Source organism: Iodidimonas sp. SYSU 1G8 (assembly GCF_039655775.1).
GTDB lineage: Bacteria > Pseudomonadota > Alphaproteobacteria > SMXS01 > SMXS01 > RI-34.
In genome coordinates this window covers 820,620-842,182 of sequence record NZ_JBBYXJ010000001.1, presented here as the reverse complement: position 1 = coordinate 842,182, position 21,563 = coordinate 820,620, and the positions used below count along the sequence as shown (strand labels likewise).

The window sequence follows — 21,563 nt, the reverse complement described above, 5'->3', positions numbered from 1 at the left end:
GGGAAAGCCTGACATGAAGCCGAATGTCCTGCTGATCGAAGATGATCTGAGCCTGGTCGAGCTGGTCAAATACAATCTGGACAAGGAAGGGTTCGCGGTGCTCCACGCCGCCGATGGCGATGAAGGCCTCGCCATGGCGCGCGAACAGGCGCCCGATCTCATCCTGCTGGACTGGATGTTGCCCTTCGTGCCGGGCATCGAGGTCTGTCGCCGGCTGCGCAAGGCGCCGGAGACGGCCGGCATACCGATCATCATGCTGACCGCGCGGACGGAGGAGGGGGACCGAATTCGCGGGCTCGACATGGGCGCCGACGACTACATCACCAAGCCCTATTCGCCGCGCGAGCTGCTGGCCCGGATCAACGCGGTGCTGCGCCGTGTTCGGCCCGCCTATTCAGGGCAGGTGCTGACCTATGCCGACATTGCCCTCGACGCCACCTCGCACAAGGTGACGCGCGCCGGCAAGCCGGTGCGGCTCGGGCCGACCGAGTTTCGCCTGCTGCGCCACTTCCTGGAAAATCCTGACCGGGTGTTCTCGCGCGAGCAGCTGCTCGATTCGGTCTGGGGACACGATGTCTATGTCGAGCCGCGCACGGTGGACGTGCACATCAGGCGCCTGCGCAAGGTGCTGAACGAGGATGGGGCGCAGGACGTGATCCGAACGGTCCGGTCGGCGGGCTACGCGCTCGACCTCGAAGCCGTCTGACGGCTAGCCGAGAACGCAGACCCTGTTGCGGCCAAGATTCTTGGCACGGTAGAGCGCCTCGTCCGCCGAGGCGATGGCGGCCTCGTAGTCGTCCGGCCGCTCCGGCACTGCGGTGACGCCGATGCTGACTGTCGTGACCAGTTCCCTGCCGCCGGCCTGGACGCGCATGGTCTCGACCGCCCGGCGGATTCTCTCGGCGACCACGCTGGCCTGGGCCAGATCGGTCTCGGGCAGCAGAACCGCGAATTCCTCGCCGCCATAGCGTGCGAACACGTCGCGGCGGCGCAGCTGATCGGCGACCGTGGACGAGAACTTGCACAGCACCGCATCACCGGCGGCATGTCCATGCTCGTCGTTCAGCGACTTGAAACTGTCCAGATCGAGCAGCATCAGGCTCGCTCCGCCGCTCATGCCGACGGAGGCGGCGCGGTCGCGCAACCGTGCGTTGAAGGCGCGGCGGTTCAGCAGCCCGGTCAGCTCGTCGATGGCCGCCAGATCGCTCAGCTCCATCTGGGCGCGCTGGCTCGGCATGAGCAGGAAATTGAGCGAACTGATGAACATCACCGTGAGCACGGCGATGTACCAGAAGGTCTCGATGCCCCGGTAGTCGAACAGGGTCATGTCGTCGGGGCCCGGATCGATGATCGTGTAGACGATGCGCAGAAGGCTGGCGACGATCAACAGCATCAGCAGGACCGCGAGACCCAGGCGGATCGGCCGGTAGGGACCCAGCGAGTCGCGGACCAGCAGCGCGGCGATCATGCCGAAGGCGGGGAGCAGCGCCGCCGTGCAGACGATGACACGGGCGTGGAAATCGGGCACCTCGTAGTACCAGTAGGCGAGCATCGCCATGGCGCCGAGGCTGATCGAGATGCCGACGCCGAACAGGGGCGCCCTGCGGTAAAAGGCGGCGAATCCGGCGTGGAGCAGATACACGCCCGAAACCGCCAGGCCGTTGGCGATGACCACGGAGACGAAGCCCGGGACGGATTCGCGGATCGTGAGCAGGCCGTTGGCCGCCGCCAAGGTGAAGCAGCCGGCGCTCCAGTAACGGATCGCGACTTCCTTCCGGTGCAGCAGGCTGAGAAAGATTCCCATCGCGCCCATGGCGGCAAAGCCCGCTGCGATGGAGAACAGCAATGTACGCGCGTCGAGCATTCAATTCCCCTCAGCCGCGCGACCCCCACGCGCCTGACAGGATCACTTTAGCCATTCGGCGCACGCGCGCACCTAAAATGGCGCGGCCAGGATTTAGCGAATGGCGGGCGGCGCGTTCGGGCGGGTGATGATGAACCAGCCGACCGCCAGTTCGACGGCGGCGATCAGCGCCGGCACCCACCAGTTGGTGGCGAAGAACACGGTGAAGGAGAGCCAGCCTGCGGCCATCATGCCGATCGCCATGATCTTGGCCCGGCGCGGGATGACGCCGTATTTGTGCCAGGCGATGAGATAGGGGCCGTATGTCGGATTGCTGTAGAGCCAACGGTGCAGTCGCTTGGAGCTCTTCGACCACGCCCAGGCGGTGATCAGCAAGAACGGCACCGTTGGCAGCACCGGCAGGAACGCGCCGATGGCGCCCAGGGCCAGAAAGAACCAGCCCACCGCGAGCAGCAGATAGCGCGCGGTGGGCGAAAGGGTTACTTCGGCGGGATCGTCCTGTTTGTCCATGGACTGATCATGGACCAGTTTTTGCGACAGACAAGCAGTTGCAGAAACCTTCGATCACGAACAGCCGCTCGTTCCTCCGCAGGTGTTGCACTTGAGGCAGGTGCCGTTGCGCACCAGGGTGAAGTTGCCGCATTCGCCGCAGGCGTCGCCTTCATAGCCCTTCATGCGGGCTTCCTTGGCCATTTCGACGGTGGTCGCCGCGACCGTTTCGCCGCGGGTGAGCAGCACGGCGTCGCCGGTCTGGCCGACGGCGAAGCTGCTGGTGCGCTCGATGACGGTCTGGCGGGCGAAGGTTTCCTTTTTGGCCGAGATGCCGCCATCGACCACGGTCAGCTTGTTGCGGATGTAGCCGGTCGAAGCGACTTCGCGCAGGGCGGCGATGGTCTGCTGGGCCGCCGACTTGGCTTCCGCCGGTTCCTCGCCTTCGCCCTGGCCCTTGCCGAGAGCGTCGAATCGGGTTTCCGCCGGTTCCACATGGGCGAGGTCGTAGCGGCTGAGGTAGGAGACGGCCAGTTCGCGGAACACGTAGTCGAGCAGCGAGGTCGCCATCTTGATGCTGTCGTTGCCTTCGACCAGGCCCGAGGGCTCGAAGCGGGTGAAGGTGAAGGCGTCGACATATTCCTCCAGCGGCACGCCATACTGGAGGCCGATGGAGATGGCGATGGCGAAATTATTCATCAGCGAGCGGAAGGCGGCGCCTTCCTTGTGCATGTCGATGAAGATTTCGCCCAACCGGCCATCATCATATTCTCCGGTCCGCAGGTAGACCTTGTGCCCGCCGACCACGGCCTTTTGGGTGTAGCCCTTGCGGCGGTGGGGCAGACGGCCGCGCGCGGCGGGGGCGATCTTCTCGATGATGCGCTCGACGATCCGCTCGACCTGCGCGGGCGCCGCGGCGACGGCGACTTCCTCTTCCAGGTCCTCGTCATCGATCAGCGACGAGCTGAGCGGCTGGCTGAGCTTGGAGCCGTCGCGATAGAGCGCGTTGGCCTTGAGCGCCAAGCGCCAGGACAGCTCGTAGGCGCTGAGGCAATCCGACACGGTGGCGTTGTTGGCCATGTTGATGGTCTTGGAGATCGCACCCGAGATAAAGGGCTGCGCGGCGGCCATCATACGGATGTGGCTGTCGACGGACAGGAAGCGCTTGCCGATACGGCCGCAAGGATTGGCGCAGTCGAACACGGGCAGGTGCTCTTCCTTCAGGCGCGGGGCGCCTTCAAGAGTCATGGCGCCGCAACAATACAGGTTGGCGGCCTCGATCTCGGCCTTGGTGAAGCCGAGGGCGGCGAGCAGGTCGAAGCTGTAATCCTCCATCTGCGCGGCGCTGAGGCCGAGCGTGCCGGTGCAGAAGGCTTCGCCGAGCGACCATTTGTTGAACACGAATTTGATGTCGAAGGCGCTGCCGAGCGCGTCCTCGACGACGCGCAGCTGCTCCTCGCCGAAGCCCTTCGCCGCCAGGCTCTCATGATTGACACCGGGCGCGCCCTTGAGGGTGCCGTGGCCAACCGCGTAGTCGACGATCTCGACGATCTCGAACTCCTCATAGCCCAGCTTGCGGAGCGCGCTGGGGACCATCTGGTTGATGATCTTGAAGTAGCCGCCGCCGGCCAGCTTCTTGAACTTCACCAGGGCGAAGTCGGGCTCGATGCCGGTGGTGTCGCAATCCATGGCGAGGCCGATGGTGCCGGTCGGCGCGATCACGGTCGCCTGGGCGTTGCGGTAGCCATGCTTTTCGCCGAGGGAGAGGGCGCGATCCCACGCATCCGACGCCGCTTCCGTCAGCGCCGGCTCGGGGCAGTGGGCGATGTCGAGCGGGACCGGCGGGGTGTTCAGGCCTTCATAACCCTGGGCCTCGCCGCGCGCGGCCCGGCGATGGTTGCGGATGACGCGCAGCATGTGCTCGCGGTTCGGCGCATAGCCGGGGAAAGCGCCGAGCTCGCCGGCCATTTCGGCCGAGGTGGCATAGGCTGTGCCGGTCATCAGCGCGGTGATGGCGCCGCACAGCGCACGGCCTTCCGTGCTGTCATAGGGCAGGCCCGAGGCCATCAGCAGGCCGCCGATATTGGCGTAGCCCAGGCCGAGCGTGCGGTAGCGGTAGCTGAGCTCGGCGATCTCGCGCGACGGGAATTGCGCCATCAACACCGAGATTTCCAGCACCACGGTCCAAAGCCGGGTGGCGTGCTCGAAGCTGTCCACGTCGAACTCGCCGCTGGCCTTGAGGAAGGTCATCAGGTTGAGCGAGGCGAGGTTGCAGGCCGTGTCGTCGAGGAACATGTACTCGGAGCACGGATTGCTCGCATGGATGTCGCCGGACGCCTTGCAGGTGTGCCAGTCATTGATGGTGGTGTGGAACTGCAGGCCCGGATCGGCGCAAGCCCAGGCCGCGTTGCCGATGGATTCCCAGAGCGCCTTGGCCGATACGGTCTCGGCCACCTTGCCGTCGGTACGGCGGATCAGCTGCCAGTCGCGGTCGGCGGCGGCGGCGCGCATGAACTCGTCGGTGACGCGCACCGAATTGTTCGAGTTCTGGCCGGAGACGGTGTTGTACGCCTCGGAATCCCAGTCGGTGTCGTAGGTACGGAAGTCGATGTTGGTGTAACCCTGACGCGCGAACTCTATCACCCGCTGCACGTAGTTTTCCGGGATCATGGCCTTGCGGGCTTCGATGATCGCCTTCTTCAGCTGGGAGTTCTGCTTGGGATCGAAGCGGTCGTCATTGGTCAGGTCGTCATGCGCCGCGCAGGCCGCGATGATCTGGTTCAGGTGCTTCTCCGACAGGCGCGAGCCGGCGACCAGCGCCGCGACCTTCTGCTCCTCGACAACCTTCCAGTTGATGAACTTCTCAACGTCCGGATGATCCACATCCACCACGACCATCTTGGCGGCGCGGCGCGTCGTGCCGCCCGACTTGATGGCGCCGGCGGCACGGTCGCCGATCTTCAGAAAGCTCATAAGGCCCGACGAGGTTCCGCCGCCCGACAGGTTCTCGCCTTCGCCGCGGATACGGGAGAAATTGGTGCCGGTGCCCGAGCCATACTTGAACAGGCGCGCCTCGCGCACCCAGAGATCCATGATTCCGCCTTCGTTGACGAGATCGTCGCTGATGCCCTGGATGAAGCAGGCGTGCGGCTGCGGCCGCTCATAGGCGCTCTCGGACCGAACGGCTTCGCCCGTGGCGGGGTCCACGTAGAAGTGACCCTGGGCCGGGCCGTCGATGCCATAGGCCCAATGCAGGCCCGTGTTGAACCATTGCGGCGAGTTGGGGGCGCACATCTGGCGCGCGAGCATATAGCGCAGTTCGTCATAGAATGCGCTGGCATCGCTCTCCCCGTCGAAATAGCCGCCCTTCCAGCCCCAATAGGTCCACGCGCCGGCCAGACGATCGAACACCTGCTTGGTGCTGGTCTCGCCCGTATAGGTGCGCGGATCGCCGGCGTCGTCGCCGGGGATGCTGCGTCGAAGCCACTCGGGAACACCGTCTTCGGCGACAGGGTGGAGGGCGAGGGGGATACCCTTCTTGCGGAAGTACTTTTGCGCCACGACGTCGGTCGCGACCTGGCTCCAGGATTCCGGCACCTCGACATTGTCGAGGCGGAACACCACCGACCCATTGGGATTGCGAATTTCGCTGACGGCCGTGCGGAAAGGGATCCCGGCGTAGGGAGACTGGCCTTCCGTGGTATAGCGTCGTTCGATTCGCATGACATTCCCCCTTGGGTATCGGTCGTTCGGCTTGGAAACCGGGCGAACGCGGCACACTAGATGTGGTGTTCTCGCCCGGAAAGGACCCAAATGGTGGGGGAGGATGCAGGTGCAGGCAAGGAGCTTTTTCCCAGATGTGGGAAAAAAACTGTTTGCAAACACCAAATGTTGCGTAGTGCAAACGTTTAGCCGCTGGTCTTCAACCCGCAGGGCGGCACGGTTGTCAAAAGCCGCGTGGCCCGATCCGCTAATCCGATATGGATCAAACACGTAGGACGCAGCGTTGATGCGGTTCTGAAGCGATGACCCATGTGCGGATTTGGGAGCGGAGGTCCGGTTGCGGCGAAAATGCGGGGTATGGCGGGCGAGTATCGACACTGGACGTCTACGCGTGCGGGTGCCATATTCCGCCCGGCGCGCAACAGGATGGTACGGCAATGGGTGTTCTCAGCTCCATATTCACCTGGTGGAACGGTCAGACCGTGGGCACCTGGCTCGACACGGCCCTGCGTGGGCAGGCCGTGGGGCAGGATGGCCAAGGCAACAAGTACTATCAGGACAAAGCCGGCCGCCGGCGCTGGGTGATCTACAATGGCGCCATCGAGGCCTCGCGCGTGCCGCCGGAATGGCACCGCTGGCTTCACCATACGGCCGACCAGCCGCCGACCAAGCAGCCGCCCGTCGTGAAGGCCTGGGAGAAGGACCATATCCCGAACCTGACGGGCACGAGCGGTGCGTATTATCCGCCCGGCAGTCTGAATTCGCGCGGCGAACGGCCGGCAGTGGTCGGCGATTACGAAGCATGGCGGCCGGAATAGGCGCGCCCCAATCGAGGCGACTCCATATCCATGCGCGGCACTCTGGTTGAAACTCTTATCGGCGCCGTGGTCCTCCTCGTCGCCGCCTGGTTCCTTTACTTCGCCTATTCCAGGACGGAGATGGGGCCGGTTGGCGGCTATCAGGTATCGGCTCGCTTCGACAAGGTCGGCGACCTGAGCAGCGGCGCGGACGTCAAGCTCAGCGGCATCAAGATCGGCACCGTGGTCTCGCAGACCCTGGACCCGGCGACCTACGAGGCGGTCGTCCAAATGGGTATCCAGTCGGATGTGAAGCTGCCGGAAGACACCAGCGCCAAGATCGCGTCCGCCGGCTTGCTCGGCGGCTCCTATGTCATGCTCGAGCCGGGCGGATCCGAGGAGATGCTGGCGAATGGCGGTACCATTTCCTACACCCAGGGCGCCGTCGACCTGATGGGGCTGCTGGGCCGTTTCGTCTACGGCTCCACCGACAGCGGCGGCCAGACGGCCACACCCGAGACCGCGCCCACCGCGCCCACCCCGGAAGCCGCGCCATGAAGCGGCGCGGGTCGCGCTGGCTCGGCGCCGTGCTCCTGACCATGGGAGCCGCGGTCGCCACCACCGCCGTCGCCGAAGATCCGGTCGAGGATCTGGCCATCATCGCCCGCCGCGAGGCCGCATCGCCGAAGGACCTGGTCGCGGTCCTGCGCGGCGTCGATAAGATCAGCGCGCGGGTGACCGATATCGAGGCACCGCTCAACACGCCGATGCGTTACGGCTCGCTGGAAATCCTCGCCCGCACCTGTTCCAAGCGGCCGCCGGAGGAGACCCCCGAGGTCACGGCCTTTCTCGAGATCGCCGACGTGAAGGCGGATGGCCAGAAGGACAATCTGTTCAGCGGATGGATGTTCGCCTCCAGCCCCGCTCTGTCAGCGCTGGAGCACCCGGTCTATGACGTCTGGGTGATCGACTGCAAGACGAGGTCGCCGCGCGGCTGAGCGCCCAGCGCGTAGAAATCGCCGCGCACCGAGAGGGCCTGGCCCAGCATCCGGTGGTACATGGTCCGCGGCACCTCGATCGCGCCGAATCCCGAAAGATGGCTGGTGACGAACTGGGTATCCAGCAAGGTGTAGCCGCCGACGCGCAAGCGGGCGACCAGATGGACCAGGGCGACCTTGCTGGCATCCCGCTCGCGCGAAAACATGCTTTCGCCGAAGAACGCGCCGCCGAGCGATACGCCGTAGAGACCGCCCACCAGACGCTCTTCCCGCCAGCATTCGACGGAGTGGGCCGCGCCGCGCTCGAACAGATCGACGAACAGGCTGAGGATTTCGCCATTGATCCAGGTGGAGGGGCGTTCTTCGGTGCACTCCGCGCACCCGGTCAGCACCTCGCGGAAGGCGGTGTCGACGCGCACGGCGAATTTCTCGGACCGCACCGTGCGAGCCAGGCGGCGCGGCACGTGGAAGCCCTGGAGGGGCAAGATTCCGCGCCGCTCGGGATCGACCCAGAAGAGGTTCGGCGTATCGGCGCTTTCCGCCATGGGAAAAACGCCTGACGCGTAGGCAGACAGGACGATCTCTGCGGTGAGCTGTTTCATGGGTTCCGCGGCGGGAGAGGCCCCGCGAGCCTAATCCCGCTTGGCCAGAAACTCTTCAAGCCAGTGTATATGATACACGCCGTCGATAAAGTCAGGGTTCTGAATCAGCTTGGCGTGCAGCGGGATCGTCGTCGACACGCCGCCGACCACGAACTCTTCCAGCGCCCGGCGCAGCCGCATCAGGCAGGCGTTGCGGGTTTTGCCATGAACCACCAGCTTGGCGATCAGACTGTCGTAATTGGGCGGTACCGAATAGCCCGCATACAGCGCCGAATCGACCCGAACATCCAGTCCGCCGGGCGGATGGTACTCGGTGATCTTTCCCGGTGTCGGCGAAAAGGTGACGGGATCCTCCGCGTTGATCCGGCACTCGATCGCATGACCCGAGAAAACGATGTCCTCCTGCTTGAACTCAACCGGCAGGCCGGCGGCGATGCGAATCTGTTCACGGACGATGTCGATGCCGGTGATCATCTCGGTGACCGGATGCTCAACCTGCAGACGGGTGTTCATCTCGATGAAATAGAACTCGCCATCCTCGTACAGGAATTCGACGGTCCCGACGCCCAGATAGCCGAGTTTCTTGATCGCCTTGTTGACGATGTCCCCGATACGGGCACGGTCACGCGCGTTGAGGGCGGGCGAGGGGGCTTCCTCCAGCACCTTCTGATGCCGGCGCTGCAGCGAGCAGTCGCGTTCGCCCAGATGCAGGACGTTGCCGTGGCTGTCCGCCATGACCTGCACCTCGATGTGCCGCGGCTTGTCCAGGTACTTTTCCATGTAGACGGCATCGTCGCCGAACGCCGCCTTGGCCTCGGAACGGGCGGTGGAATAGGCCGCCTCGATCTCGGCATCCGAGCGCGCTACTTTCATGCCGCGGCCACCGCCGCCCGACGCGGCCTTGATCAGGACCGGATAGCCGATCTCCCGGGCGGTCTTCTGGGCGTCCGCAAGGGTCGCCAACTCGCCGTCCGAACCCGGGACGCAGGGAATACCCAGGCTGCGTGCGGTGCGCTTGGCCTCGATCTTGTCGCCCATGACGCGGATATGTTCGGGCTTGGGGCCGATGAACGTGATGCCATGGTCGCCGACGATTTCGGCGAAATTGGCGTTCTCCGAGAGAAAGCCGTAACCCGGATGGATCGCGTCGGCGCCGCTGATCTCGGCCGCCGAGACGATGGCCGGAATGTTGAGATAGCTCAAGGTGGCCGATGCTGGACCGATGCAGATCGATTCGTCGGCGAGACGGACATGCATGGCGTTTTCATCCGCCTGCGAGTGGACCGCGACCGTGCGAATGCCCATCTCCCTGCAGGCACGGTGAATGCGCAAGGCGATCTCGCCACGATTGGCGATCAGGACTTTCTCGAACATGGCGCTATTCGATGATCAGCAGCGGCTCGCCGTATTCCACCGGCTGCTCGTTGCTGATCAGGATGCGCGAGACGGTGCCGGATTTCGGGGCCGTCACCGGGTTCATGGTCTTCATCGCCTCGACGATCAGCACCGTCTGGCCCGCGGTGACCTTGTCGCCAACCTTGACGAAGGGCGGCGAACCCGGTTCGGCGGCCGTGTAGATGGTGCCGACCATAGGCGAGGTGACCAGACCCGGATGGCCCTGGACATCATTCACAGGCGCGCTGGCGGCGGCCGGCGCAGGGGCTGCCCCGGCAGCGGGCGCCGATGCATGAACGATGGTGCCGCCCCGCGCGATGCGGATGCGGACGTCATTGTCCTCGACCTCGATTTCCGTCAGCCCGGTTTCGTCGAGCAGCGCCGCGAGCTCGCGGATGAGTTCCTTGTCGACCGTAAGTTTGCCCATCAACTCGTGCCTTGTTCTCAGGAACGCGCGACTTTATCCGCAACCGCGTCCAGCGCCAAGAGATACCCTTTGGCGCCGAGACCGCAGATGACGCCAAGGGCGATGCCGCTGACGTAGGAGTGGTGGCGGAATGTCTCGCGTTTGTAGATATTGGAGAGGTGTACCTCGACGATGGGCCCCTGGAATGCCTGAAGGGCATCGAGAATCGCCACCGAAGTGTGGGAATAGGCGCCGGCATTGATGATGATCGCGTCGGCGCCGTGCCGGGCTTCCTGAATCCATGTCACCAGTTCGCCCTCCGAATTCGACTGCCGGAAGTCCATGATCAAACCGAGGTCCGTGGCGCGTTGCCGCGCCATGGCCTCGATGTCGGCCAGCGTCTGCGAGCCGTAGATTTCCGGTTCCCGGGTCCCCAGCATGTTGAGGTTGGGACCGTTCAGCACGAGAACCGTCGGGGCTGCTGCGCTTGCCATGGCCAAATCCCGTCTATATTAGAGGAGGACCTTGTAAATCCCTCGAACGACCAAGTCAAAAGCGCACGGAAGGAGCACGTGATTCACGTCAGCATCAATGGCGAGACCCGGCAGCTGAACGCGCCGCAGAGCCTCGCCGCCCTCCTTGGAGATCTGGGCATCGATCCGAGAAAGGTCGCGCTTGAGCGCAATCTCGAGATCGTGCCGCGCTCGGCCTATGCGGATGTGATGGTGGGTGACGGCGACAGGCTCGAGATCGTCCATTTCATCGGCGGTGGCAAGGATGAGCCCGAGGATGACGGGTTCGAGGTTGCTGGCCGCCGATTCACCTCTCGGCTGATCGTCGGCACGGGCAAGTACAAGGATTTCGACGAGACGCGCGACGCCATCGCCGCGTCCGGCGCCGAGATCGTCACGGTCGCCGTGCGGCGGGTGAACGTCTCCGATCCCAAGCAGCCCATGCTGATGGATTACGTCGACCCGAAGACCTACACCTACCTGCCCAACACGGCCGGCTGCTACACGGCCGAGGACGCGGTGCGGACGCTGCGGCTGGCGCGGGAAGCTGGTGGCTGGTCGCTGGTCAAGCTCGAGGTCCTAGGCGACCAGAAGACGCTTTATCCGAACATGATCGAGACGCTGCGCGCCAGCGAGATGCTGATCAAGGACGGCTTCGATGTGATGGTCTACTGCTCGGACGATCCGATCATGGCCATGGAACTGGAGAAAATGGGCTGTTGCGCCATCATGCCGCTGGCCGCGCCGATCGGCTCCGGCCTGGGCGTGCAGAATCCGGTGACCCTGCGCATCATCATCGAGAACGCCAAGGTGCCGGTGCTGGTGGATGCGGGCGTCGGGACGGCGTCGGACGCGGCGGTGGCCATGGAACTGGGCTGCGAAGGCGTGCTGATGAATACCGCCATCGCCGAGGCCAAGGACCCGATCCGGATGGCGCGGGCGATGAAGCTGGCGATCGAGGCCGGACGCCTGGCCTATCTGGCCGGCCGCATGCCCAAGAAGATGTACGCCGATCCGTCTTCGCCGCTGGCGGGGTTGATCTAGCGGCTGCCGGGACGATCCGGCGCGCGTTCCTCATCCGGGCGCATGGGCGTCCTGCTGGCAGAGGTGTCCATGGCCGAACCCTCCGGTGACAATCAGGCGACCATCGTGGCCTGTCCCTCCTGCGCGGCGCTCAACCGTGTCCCGAGCGTGCGCCTGCTGCAGGGCCCGAAATGCGGCACCTGCGGGCAGCCGCTGTTTCAAGCGCATCCCGTCGTGCTGACGTCGGTGAATTTCGACAAGCATTCGGCCAGAAGCGATCTGCCGTTGCTCGTGGATTTCTGGGCGGCATGGTGCGGCCCGTGCCGGCAGATGGCGCCGCAGTTCGAGGCGGCGGCGCGGACTCTGGAGCCCATGATCAGGCTGGGCAAACTGGATACCGAAGCCGAACAGAGCATTGCCGCGCGCTACGGCATCCGCAGTATTCCGACGATGATCCTAATCCGAAAGGGGAGGGAAATTGCCCGCACCTCGGGCGTCATGCCGGCGCCGGCGATCGCCCAGTGGGTTCGGGACGTCCTTTGACGTCCGTTAAATGCAGCCCCGCGCCTTGAGATTCTGCTGAACCTCGACGGTTGTCTGGGTCTGTTGCAGATAGCGCGCATAGGCCACGCACTGGGCGTCACTGAGCTTGTTGCCCACGCCCGAGCCCAAATCCGGTTCCTGGTAATCGTCACCGGTCATCCCGTCGCTGGTATTCAGCGGCGCGCCACCGGTTTCGTCCGCCGGCTCCACGTCGCCGGACGGCGCGTTGCGGAGCTCGACATCGTCGACGGCCAGCGCCGCGACAGGCATCGTCAGACAGAGTGCGATCGTCAGGACAGCGCGCTTCATATCACCCTTCCACCGGCTTTACTGTGTTGGCTTTGCGTTCTTTCTCGACCGTTTCGGTGAGTGTCTCGTAGGTCACCAAACCCTGCAAGAGGTGACTGCCGATAATGAAGTTCGGCGTGCCGCCGATGCCGAGGGTCTCGGCGAGCTTCTGATTCTCGGCCAGCATGGCGTCGATGTCCTCGGACTTCATGTCTTCCTTCAGCCGCGCCACGTCGAGACCGACCTCGCCGGCGACGCGGTATACGACGTCGTCGTTCAGCGGCTCTTCCAGTCCCATCAGCGCCATGTGGAACTCGACATATTTGCCCTGCTTCGCGGAGGCGACTGCCGCGCGCGAGGCCGTGATGGATTCAGGCCCCAACACCGGATATTCCTTGAAGACAATCCGGATGTTGGGATCTTCCTCCAGCAGCTTCACGATGTTCGGCTGGGCCAGCCGGCAATAGCCGCACCGGTAGTCGAAGAACTCCACAAGCGTGACATCGCCCTGGGGATTGCCCGCCACGAGGCCGTTATCCGCGAAGATGATGTCCTTGTTCTCGGCAATGGCCTTCTCGGCGTCGGCGGCCGCCTGCTGCACGCGCTGGGCGTTGAGGGCGGTGATCATTTCCTCGAGCACTTGGGGATTGTTGCGCAGATAGTCGCGCACGATCTGCTCGACCTGCGTCTTGTCCCGTTCGGACAGCGCGAGGGCGGGCGCGGCGGTTTGCAGCGTCCAGAGCGCGATCGCCGCGGCGGCGATGCCCCGCAGCGCGTGATGGGACTTCATGATCATCCTCCGGCCTTGTCGCTGGGGCTGTCCCCATCGCTCGTGTCGTCATCGTCAGTATCGGTCGGCGGTTCCTTGCCGCGGCGGCGGTAGGTATCCTCGACCGCATTGCGCGCCACCATATACAGATCCTGCGCGCGGAACCATTCGGGAGACTGCGCCTTCAGCTTGTCGACCGCGATCTTGGCCTGCTTGGCCGCTTCCGGGGCGCGCCCGGCGATGGTGAAACGCTCGGCCGCCGCTAGCGCCGCCATGGCCTGATCGTCCTTGAGATTGTAGGCGAGGGCCAGCTGGTGCCAGGCGAAGCCGTTGTCCTCTTCCATGTTATTGGCGGCCACGAGATTGGCGATGGCTTCGTCGGCGCGCCCTGCATCTTCCTTGGCCAGCAGGGCCTGCGCCAGGGCGACCCGGATCAGCGGTTCGTAAGGGGCGGCCTTGACGGCCTCGCGATAGGGCTCGATCGCTTCCTCGGTCTTGCCGCTCTCGAACAGAATCTGTCCCTTGAGCTCGAGGAAGTAGGGATCGTGCGGCGATTCCGCCAACAGCGAGTCGAGTTCGGCCAGCGACTGCTGGGTGAGCGCCTGACGGTGGTAGGCGACGGCGCGGGCATAGCGCGCGTATCGGCTCGTGTCGTCCATCGGGTAGATCTGGAAGACGCGCGTCGGATGGTCGAGAAAGCCGATCAGCTTGGCCTTGATCCGCTTCAGCCGTTCGACGTCCTCGGGCGACGCGGGTTTGTCCCAGTAAGGACTTTTTTCGGCGTCCTGACGCAGACGCGAGATACGGTCCTGAGTGAGGGGGTGCGACCGGACATAGGGATCCTTGTTGTTCGTCATCAGCGCTTCCTGGTCGCCCAGATATTCGAAGAAGCTGATGAGGCCCGACGCGGATTGACCCGATGCGGTGAGAAACTGCAGACCAGCCTGATCCGCGGCGGATTCCTGGGTGCGGCTGTAGGTGAGGAACGACCGGGTCGCGAAGTCGCCGCCGCTGCCCAGAATTGCCGCGCCGGCCGCCGGCGCGCCCGCCGCCATCGCGGCGGCGCCGAGCACCAGGCTAAGGATGGAGATGGTCGAGGCGCCCTTCAGGCCGTCCTGGAACCGCGCCAGATGGCCACCGGTGATGTGGCCGGTTTCATGGGCGAGGACGCCGATCACCTGCAGCGGATCGTCCGCGACCTTGAGCATGCCGGTGAAGACGAAGATACGCTGGCCGGCGGCGACGAACGCATTGACGGAATCGTCATTGACCAAGTGGACGCGCACGGCCTCGGGATCGAGACCGGCGGCGCGCCAGATCGGCGTGGCATAGAGCTTGATGTCCCGTTCGATCTCGGAGTCCCTGATGATCGAGATCTGCTGCGCCCTTGCGGGGGACGCGGCGATGATCACGATCAGCAGGGCGCACAATGTGGATTGCAGGAAATGGCGCAAACTTGCCTCACCGTAGAGTTGAGACAAAAGTAGGTGCCGCTTCCCCAACGGTCAACGTGACCGGCGAGGAATCGGTCAGTTACCGCCCGCCCGATTCCACCAGCCGGCACGTCTCGGCCGCTTGACCGGTTCTTCGGCGACGGCGGGCGCCGCCTCGGGCTGGTCGTTGGCAGGTTCGGCGGCCGCGGCCAGACTGGCCATTACCGGCTCCGGCTCCGGCGTCGGGCTGTGGGCGGGGACGGGCGCCTCGACCTGTTCGGCGGCGGCGGGTTCTTGCCAGGCCGGCGTGGCATCTTCCCACGCGGGCTCGGCGGGCGCGGTGTCGGCCGTGGTCACGACGGCTTCGTCGGCCTGCGCGGTCGCGTCATCATCGCCATCCGCCCAGTCACCCTGATCATTTTCGTCGCCCTCGCCGGTCTCGGCGTTCAACGCGGTCGTCTCGTCACCGCGCTGCTTCCGCCGCCGGCGGCCACCGCGGCGACCCCGGCGACGCTTGCTGCGCTGCTCTTCGCTGTTCTCGCCCGCGTCGGCGGCGGCCTCGGTTTCAGGCTGTGCGACAGCGGCTTCCGCCGGCGCCTCGAACTCGGGCACGTCCGGCTGATCCGCCGACGGGTCGATGGTCTGGACCGGACGCGGCGTGTCGCCCCGCTGACGATCCTTGCCACGACCACGGCGACGGCCACGGCCTTCGCGCGGCTCGCGACGCGCCTCGTCGCGGCCGGTGTCCTCGTCCTGTTCGTCCTGGACGCCTTCAGCCTCGGTTTCGACTTCGGCCTCTTCCTCGATCGGATCGGGCGTATTGTCGTCCTCGTCCTCGGCGACGACGAAATTGTCCTGGGTGATGACCCGGGGCTCGTTTTCCACCTCGTGAACACCCTCGCGGCGCAGCAGATAGTGCGGCCGGTGCATGGTGGCATCACCGGAAATCTGCACGGTGATGTGGAAACGTTCCTCGATGGCGCCAAGGTCGCGGCGCTTGTGATTGAGGATGTAGAGGGCGATTTCCATCGGCAGGGTAAGGTGGATCATCTGGGCGCGGCCCTTGATGCCCTCTTCCTCGATGACGCGCATGATCTGCAGCGCGCTGGATTCGACCGAGCGTACGACGCCCGCGCCGCTACAGACCGGGCACATGACCGTGCTCGCCTCCAGCAGGCCGGGCCGCAGGCGCTGGCGCGACATCTCGAGCAGGCCGAACGCGCTGATCCGGCCGACCTGCAGGCGGGCGCGGTCGGTCTTCAGCGATTCCTTCAGCTTGCGCTCGACGGCGCGGTTGTTGCGGCTTTCCTCCATGTCGATGAAGTCGATCACGACCAGACCGGCCAGATCGCGCAGGCGCAGCTGTCGCGCCACTTCCTCGGCGGCTTCCAGATTGGTGCGGAAGGCGGTGCGCTCGATATTGCGCTCGCGGGTGGACTTGCCCGAATTGACGTCGATGGAGACGAGCGCCTCTGTCGGGTTGATGACCAGGTAGCCGCCCGATTTCAGCGGCACGTTGGCGCTGTACATGGTCTCGAGCTGGCTCTCCACCTGGAAGCGGTGGAAGAGGGGGATCGGGTCCTTGTACTGCTTCACCTTCTTGGCGTGGCTCGGCATGAGGAGTTTCATGAACTCCTTGGCGACCTTGTAGCCTTCGGCGCCTTCGACCAGCACTTCGTCGATCTCGCCGACATACATGTCGCGGATCGCGCGCTTGATCAGGCTGCCTTCCTCATAGATCAGCGCCGGGGCGATGGATTTGAGGGTCAGGTCGCGGATGTTGCCCCACAGGCGCAGCAGATAGGAGTAGTCGCGCTTGATCTCCGCCTTGGTGCGGCTGGCGCCGGCGGTCCGGATGATGGTGCCCATGCCTTCCGGCACGTCCAACTCGCCGAGGATCGACTTCAGGCGCTTGCGATCTGTCGAGGTGGGGATCTTGCGGCTGATGCCACCGCCGCGGGCCGTATTCGGCATCAGGACGCAGTAGCGTCCGGCCAGGGAGAGATAGGTGGTGAGCGCCGCGCCCTTGGTGCCGCGCTCTTCCTTCACCACCTGGACCAGCAGGATCTGCCGGCGCTTGATGACTTCCTGGATCTTGTAGCGGCGCTGCAGGGGCGACCGGCGGACCTCCGAGGCGTCGTCATAGCTGTCGTCGGCGCCGACATGCTCGACTTCGTCGCCTTCCTCGCGGTCACGATGCCGATCACCGGGGTCGTCGCTGAACTCGTCGCGGCGGCTCGCGTCATGGGCGGCCTGCTCGGCGAGGAGCGCGCGGCGGTCCTCTACGGGGATCTGGTAATAGTCCGGATGGATTTCGGTGAAGGCCAGGAAGCCATGGCGATTGCCGCCATATTCAACGAAGGCCGCCTGGAGCGACGGTTCGACCCGTGTCACCCGGGCCAGGTAGATGTTTCCTCTCAGCGAAGCCTTGCTGGCGGCTTCGAAGTCGAATTCCTCAATGCGGTTGCTGCGGACGACCGCAACCCGGGTTTCTTCCGGGTGGGCCGAATCTAGAAGCATGCGTGTAGACATAAAAGGGGGCTCCAAACCGATCGGCGGCGCGTCTTGAGGGCGCGTCCTGCCGCGGTATGTTGAGGGGGAATACGGCCCGATAAGACGCTCCTGCAAGGAGCGCCACGCCTGGATTCAGTGCTAAATCGAGGTCAGAAAAGGGCCGCGGGTTCATTTTTATCCTTACGATCTGTCTTTATCCCGCGGTGTGGCGCTCGACCGGCGTATCGTCGCCGCTGTAAACGCGGCGCCTTACCCGTGGCCGACTGCCATCGCTGCGTCCGGAAACCCGCTTCGGTTGCCGCGAAAGACAAAAGCGGGTGAACATTAGCGTGACAACCCCCTGAATTGCAATGAAAACCGGCGGGTGCCGCCAATAGTACCATCTCATGCTGGCCAAGCCGCATCATCGTGATTACTTTTGCCGGCACGGGGTATCCAATAACAGGTCAACGGTGCGTGTGACGAACTGGCGATACGACATTTTCCGGCGGGCTTTCATCGTTTTCCTGGCGTGCTTCGCGGTTTGCGCGGGCGCGGCGGCGAAGCCGTCGGTGACGGGCCTGCGTATCGGCAGCACCCCGGAATCGACCCGCTTCGTCCTCGATCTGTCCAGCGACGTGAAGTTCAGCGTCTTCACGCTCGCCGATCCCTACCGCGTGGTGGTGGATCTGCCGGACATGGACTGGAAGATGGCGAAGACGGAGGCGGATGAAACGCGCGGTTTGATCGCACGCTACCGTTTTGGCTTGTTCCAGCAGGGAAATGCCCGCCTGGTGCTCGATCTGAGAAACCCGGCCGCCATCAAGCAGGCTTTCGTGCTGCCCCCGCAGGCAGGCGCCGGTTACCGGTTCGTGCTGGATCTGGAGCCGGTCGGGCGTGACCGCTTCATGGCCTCGGTCCAAGCTCCGGTCCCCGAGCGCTCGAAACCGCTCGCGGAAATCGAACCCGCGCCGCAAAAGCGCGTTGATGGCAGGCGCACGGTCACCATCGACGCCGGACATGGCGGCGTCGATCCGGGGACGATCAGTGCTGACGGGACCTATGAGAAGGAAGTGACCCTGGCCGCCGCCAAGGAACTGAAGAAGCAGCTGGAAAAGCGGGGGCGCTACAACGTCAAGCTGACGCGCCACCGCGATATCTTCATTCCGCTGGGTGAACGCGTCGAGATCGGACGGCGCGAGAAATCGGACCTGTTCATCTCGCTGCATGCCGACGCCATCGCGAACAGGTCGATCAATGGCGGTACCATCTATACATTGTCCGAAACGGCGTCGGACAAGGAAGCGGCGGCGCTCGCCAGCAAGGAAAACAAGGCCGACATCATCGCCGGCGTCGATCTCGGCGCAGGCACACCTGAGGTCGCCGAGATCCTCATCGACCTGATGCAGCGCGAGACGATGAACTATTCGGTGGAGTTCGCCAGCATTCTCATTCCCCGTATGGAAAGGGCCATTGCCATGCGCACCAACTCCCACCGGTTCGCCGGCTTCCGTGTCCTCAAGGCGCCGGACGTGCCCTCGGTGTTGGTGGAAATGGGATATCTGTCGAATGCACAGGATACGAAATTCCTGAAATCAAGCCGGGGTATCGAGCAGATCGCCTCGGCCGTCGCCGATGCGGTCGACGCATATTTCGATCGCCATGATGCGCGCTTGTCCTCGCCGTGAGCGTGCAATATTTTGCGGGGAACCCTGCGGCTCCCTCGACAGGCGTGGCGGCAACTGAAACCGGCCAGGGGCTCAAGCGAGCAGCATGAACCGATACCTCAAGATAGCGGCCATCGCCATCGGCAGTGCCGTGGTTCTCGGCATTATCCTCATCACCGTGGTCTTGTACCGCTTCGGCGCCGCGCTGCCCGATGTGGATCAACTGCAGGACTATCAGCCGCCGGTCACCACCCGCATCCACGCCGCGGACGGGCGGCTCATCGGCGAATATGCGCGGGAGCGGCGCCTGTTCATGCCGCTGGAGGCGATTCCGCAGCCCGTGATCCAGGCTTTCCTCGCCGCGGAGGACAAGAATTTCTATAGCCATAGCGGCATCGACTATTTCGGCGTGGTCCGCGCGCTGTTCGATAATCTTTATAATTACGTGGCCGGTCGCCGGCTGGTCGGCGCCTCGACCATCACGCAGCAGGTGGCGAAGAACTTCCTGCTGACCAACGAGATGTCCTACGAGCGCAAGATCAAGGAGGCGATCCTCGCCTACCGGATCGAACAGGCGTTCGACAAGAATCAGATCCTGGAGCTGTATCTCAACGAGATCTATCTGGGACAGGGCATGCATCCGCAGGGCTCCTACGGCGTCGCGGCGGCCGCGCTGTCCTATTTCGGCAAGTCGCTGTCCGAGCTGACTCTGGCGGAAACCGCCTATCTGGCGGCGCTGCCCAAGGCGCCGAGCAACTATCACCCGATTAAGCGGGCCGAGGCGGCCAAGGGCCGTCGCGACTGGGTTTTGAGGCGCATGGCCGAAGACGGCTTCATCACCCGGGATCAGCGCGACGAAGCGATCGCCGAACCGTTGGAGATGAAGGGCGGCGGTGATGGCGGGATCTACACCGCCGACTATTTCAACGAGGAGATCCGGCGCGAAGTCGCAAATCTCTATGGCTTCAACGCGTTGTATGAAGGCGGGCTGTCCATACGTTCCACGCTGGATTCTCGGCTGCAGGCCATTGCCGAGACGGCGCTTCGCAACGGCCTCATCGCCTACGACCGGCGCCATGGCTGGCGCGGACCGCTGGCCCAGATCACGCTGGAGGATTGGAAGAAGAAGCTCCAGGCACTCAAGATCTCCACCGGGCCAGCCAGCTGGCGCCTGGCCGCCGTGCTTGCCGTGGACGCCGAGGGCGTCGACGTGGGGCTGGTCGATGGCACGCGCGGGCGGATCGCGTTCGAACAGATGGCCTGGGCGCGCAAGTGGCTCAAGGGACAGAACGTCGGCGCGGCCCCGTCCAAGCCCTCCGACGTGGTCAAGTCAGGCGACGTGATCGTGGTCGAAAAGATGACCGGCGACGGCGCTGGCGCTGGCCGCTATCACCTGCGGCAGATTCCTGCCGCCGAGGGCGCCATCGTGGCGATCGATCCGCATACCGGCCGCGTGCTGGCGCTGGTCGGCGGGTTCGATTATCACGCCAGCCAGTTCGACCGGGCCATGCAGGCGGTGCGGCAACCGGGGTCGGCGTTCAAGCCGTTCGTCTATGCCGCCGCGCTGGACAGTGGTTACACGCCATCCGATCTGGTGCTGGACGCTCCCTTCGTCATGGATCAGGGGCCGGGTTTGCCCAAGTGGCGCCCGCAGAACTATTCGAACGAGTTCTACGGTCCCAGCACGCTGCGCCTCGGGATCGAGAAATCCCGCAACCTGATGACCGTGCGGCTGGCCCAGGACGTGGGCATGACCAAGATATCCCAGTACGCGCATAATTTCGGGATCACCGACAAGATGCCGCGCGTCCTCTCCATGGCGCTGGGGGCCGGAGAAACCACCGTCCTCAAACTGACGACCGCATACGCCATGCTGGTGAATGGCGGCAAGAGGATCACTCCGAGCCTCATCGATCGCATCCAGGACCGGCGAGGACAGACGGTGTTCCGGCACGACAAGCGGGCCTGCCCGGGCTGCGAGGCGGCGTCCTGGAACGGTCAGCCGGCGCCGGAGCTGCCGGATAACCGCGAGCAGGTGATCGACCCCGGCACCGCCTATCAGATGGTGTCCATGCTGGAAGGCGTCGTCCTGCGGGGCACCGGGGCCCGGATTTCCGCCATCGGCAAGCCGCTCGCGGGCAAGACGGGCACGACCAACGACAATTTCGACAACTGGTTCGTCGGTTTCGCCCCGGATATCGCGGTCGGCGTGTTCATCGGCTTCGACACGCCGCAGAGCCTGGGCAGCCGTGAAACCGGCGCCAGTTCGGCCGCGCCTGTCTTCCAGGAGTTCATGGAAAAGGCCCTGAAAGACCAGCCGGCCACACCGTTCCGCATTCCGCCGGGCATTCGCCTCGTGCGTGTGAACAGCAAGACCGGCCAGCCGACCTCGCCGGGGGATCGCAACGTGATCCTCGAGGCATTTAAGGCGGGTACGGAACCCAATGGGCAGCGGTCGGTGCTTGACGGATCGGAGTCCGATATGCCATTGCCTGCCGAGAGGGTCGCACCGGTGGGAACCGGCGGGCTTTACTAGTAAAAAGACAAGGAAATACAATACA

General features: G+C 64.5%; 19 protein-coding genes. 8 read left to right on the top strand and 11 right to left on the bottom strand.

Annotated features, from left to right (window positions below):
• Positions 1 to 13: 13 nt before the first annotated feature.
• Positions 14 to 706, top strand: coding sequence for a phosphate regulon transcriptional regulator PhoB (gene phoB / locus WJU17_RS04125; protein ID WP_346326067.1), 693 nt, complete (start codon positions 14 to 16; stop codon positions 704 to 706).
• 3 nt (positions 707 to 709) lie between these two features.
• On the opposite strand, the gene WJU17_RS04120 is transcribed toward phoB, so the two are convergent.
• From WJU17_RS04120 to WJU17_RS04110, 3 genes are all read right to left on the bottom strand, one after another.
• On the bottom strand, positions 710 to 1,864 hold the full coding sequence (locus WJU17_RS04120) for a GGDEF domain-containing protein (protein WP_346326066.1): 1,155 nt from the start codon (positions 1,862 to 1,864) through the stop codon (positions 710 to 712).
• 93 nt (positions 1,865 to 1,957) lie between these two features.
• Positions 1,958 to 2,374 carry a YbaN family protein gene (locus tag WJU17_RS04115; protein ID WP_346326065.1) on the bottom strand — a complete coding sequence of 139 codons (417 nt, stop codon included), beginning with the start codon at positions 2,372 to 2,374 and terminating at the stop codon, positions 1,958 to 1,960.
• A 54-nt stretch (positions 2,375 to 2,428) separates the two neighbouring features.
• Complete coding sequence (locus WJU17_RS04110) at positions 2,429 to 6,076, bottom strand: vitamin B12-dependent ribonucleotide reductase (RefSeq protein WP_346326064.1); 3,648 nt, start codon at positions 6,074 to 6,076, stop codon at positions 2,429 to 2,431.
• Between the two features lie 437 nt (positions 6,077 to 6,513).
• Here WJU17_RS04110 and WJU17_RS04105 point away from each other — a divergent pair, with 437 nt between their 5' ends.
• Genes WJU17_RS04105 through WJU17_RS04095 form a run of 3 tightly spaced genes read left to right on the top strand, consistent with a single transcriptional unit; the run spans position 6,514 to position 7,871 of the window.
• Entirely contained in the window at positions 6,514 to 6,894 is a 381-nt protein-coding gene (locus WJU17_RS04105) for an NADH:ubiquinone oxidoreductase subunit NDUFA12 (protein ID WP_346326063.1), read from the top strand.
• A gap of 30 nt (positions 6,895 to 6,924) precedes the next feature.
• Positions 6,925 to 7,431, top strand: a complete 507-nt coding sequence (mlaD, locus tag WJU17_RS04100; RefSeq protein WP_346326062.1) for an outer membrane lipid asymmetry maintenance protein MlaD — start codon at positions 6,925 to 6,927, stop codon at positions 7,429 to 7,431.
• Positions 7,428 to 7,871, top strand: a complete 444-nt coding sequence (locus tag WJU17_RS04095) for a DUF2155 domain-containing protein (RefSeq protein WP_346326061.1) — start codon at positions 7,428 to 7,430, stop codon at positions 7,869 to 7,871. Before mlaD ends, WJU17_RS04095 begins: the two co-directional genes overlap by 4 nt.
• Here WJU17_RS04095 and aat read toward each other — a convergent pair.
• Genes aat through aroQ form a run of 4 tightly spaced genes read right to left on the bottom strand, consistent with a single transcriptional unit; the run spans position 7,823 to position 10,768 of the window.
• Positions 7,823 to 8,473: a leucyl/phenylalanyl-tRNA--protein transferase gene (gene aat, locus WJU17_RS04090; protein ID WP_346326060.1), complete on the bottom strand. Its 651-nt coding sequence runs from the start codon at positions 8,471 to 8,473 to the stop codon at positions 7,823 to 7,825. The two genes, WJU17_RS04095 and aat, sit on opposite strands and share 49 nt — an antisense overlap.
• A 30-nt stretch (positions 8,474 to 8,503) precedes the next feature.
• Positions 8,504 to 9,847: an acetyl-CoA carboxylase biotin carboxylase subunit gene (accC, locus tag WJU17_RS04085; protein ID WP_346326059.1), complete on the bottom strand. Its 1,344-nt coding sequence runs from the start codon at positions 9,845 to 9,847 to the stop codon at positions 8,504 to 8,506.
• Between the two features lie 4 nt (positions 9,848 to 9,851).
• Positions 9,852 to 10,295, bottom strand: coding sequence for an acetyl-CoA carboxylase biotin carboxyl carrier protein (gene accB, locus WJU17_RS04080; protein WP_346326058.1), 444 nt, complete (start codon positions 10,293 to 10,295; stop codon positions 9,852 to 9,854).
• A gap of 17 nt (positions 10,296 to 10,312) precedes the next feature.
• The gene (aroQ, locus tag WJU17_RS04075; RefSeq protein WP_346326057.1) at positions 10,313 to 10,768 is read right to left on the bottom strand and encodes a type II 3-dehydroquinate dehydratase; all 456 of its coding nucleotides are present in this window, start codon (positions 10,766 to 10,768) and stop codon (positions 10,313 to 10,315) included.
• Between the two features lie 81 nt (positions 10,769 to 10,849).
• On the opposite strand from aroQ, the gene thiS reads away from it, so the two are divergent.
• Both thiS and trxC read left to right on the top strand, forming a co-directional pair.
• A complete protein-coding gene (gene thiS / locus WJU17_RS04070; protein WP_346327390.1) occupies positions 10,850 to 11,830 on the top strand; it encodes a sulfur carrier protein ThiS in 981 nt (326 codons plus the stop codon).
• A 69-nt stretch (positions 11,831 to 11,899) separates the two neighbouring features.
• Entirely contained in the window at positions 11,900 to 12,352 is a 453-nt protein-coding gene (trxC, locus tag WJU17_RS04065; RefSeq protein WP_346326056.1) for a thioredoxin TrxC, read from the top strand.
• Between the two features lie 6 nt (positions 12,353 to 12,358).
• On the opposite strand, the gene WJU17_RS04060 is transcribed toward trxC, so the two are convergent.
• From WJU17_RS04060 to WJU17_RS04045, 4 genes are all read right to left on the bottom strand, one after another.
• Positions 12,359 to 12,661 carry a hypothetical protein gene (locus WJU17_RS04060; protein WP_346326055.1) on the bottom strand — a complete coding sequence of 101 codons (303 nt, stop codon included), beginning with the start codon at positions 12,659 to 12,661 and terminating at the stop codon, positions 12,359 to 12,361.
• A gap of 1 nt (position 12,662) precedes the next feature.
• Positions 12,663 to 13,430, bottom strand: a complete 768-nt coding sequence (locus WJU17_RS04055) for a DsbA family protein (protein ID WP_346326054.1) — start codon at positions 13,428 to 13,430, stop codon at positions 12,663 to 12,665.
• Between the two features lie 2 nt (positions 13,431 to 13,432).
• Positions 13,433 to 14,863 carry a M48 family metalloprotease gene (locus WJU17_RS04050; RefSeq protein WP_346326053.1) on the bottom strand — a complete coding sequence of 477 codons (1,431 nt, stop codon included), beginning with the start codon at positions 14,861 to 14,863 and terminating at the stop codon, positions 13,433 to 13,435.
• A 75-nt stretch (positions 14,864 to 14,938) separates the two neighbouring features.
• Entirely contained in the window at positions 14,939 to 17,362 is a 2,424-nt protein-coding gene (locus WJU17_RS04045; RefSeq protein WP_346326052.1) for a ribonuclease E/G, read from the bottom strand.
• 452 nt (positions 17,363 to 17,814) lie between these two features.
• On the opposite strand from WJU17_RS04045, the gene WJU17_RS04040 reads away from it, so the two are divergent.
• Both WJU17_RS04040 and WJU17_RS04035 read left to right on the top strand, forming a co-directional pair.
• Complete coding sequence (locus WJU17_RS04040; RefSeq protein WP_346326051.1) at positions 17,815 to 19,023, top strand: N-acetylmuramoyl-L-alanine amidase; 1,209 nt, start codon at positions 17,815 to 17,817, stop codon at positions 19,021 to 19,023.
• 85 nt (positions 19,024 to 19,108) lie between these two features.
• Positions 19,109 to 21,538, top strand: a complete 2,430-nt coding sequence (locus WJU17_RS04035; RefSeq protein WP_346326050.1) for a penicillin-binding protein 1A — start codon at positions 19,109 to 19,111, stop codon at positions 21,536 to 21,538.
• Positions 21,539 to 21,563 lie beyond the last annotated feature (25 nt).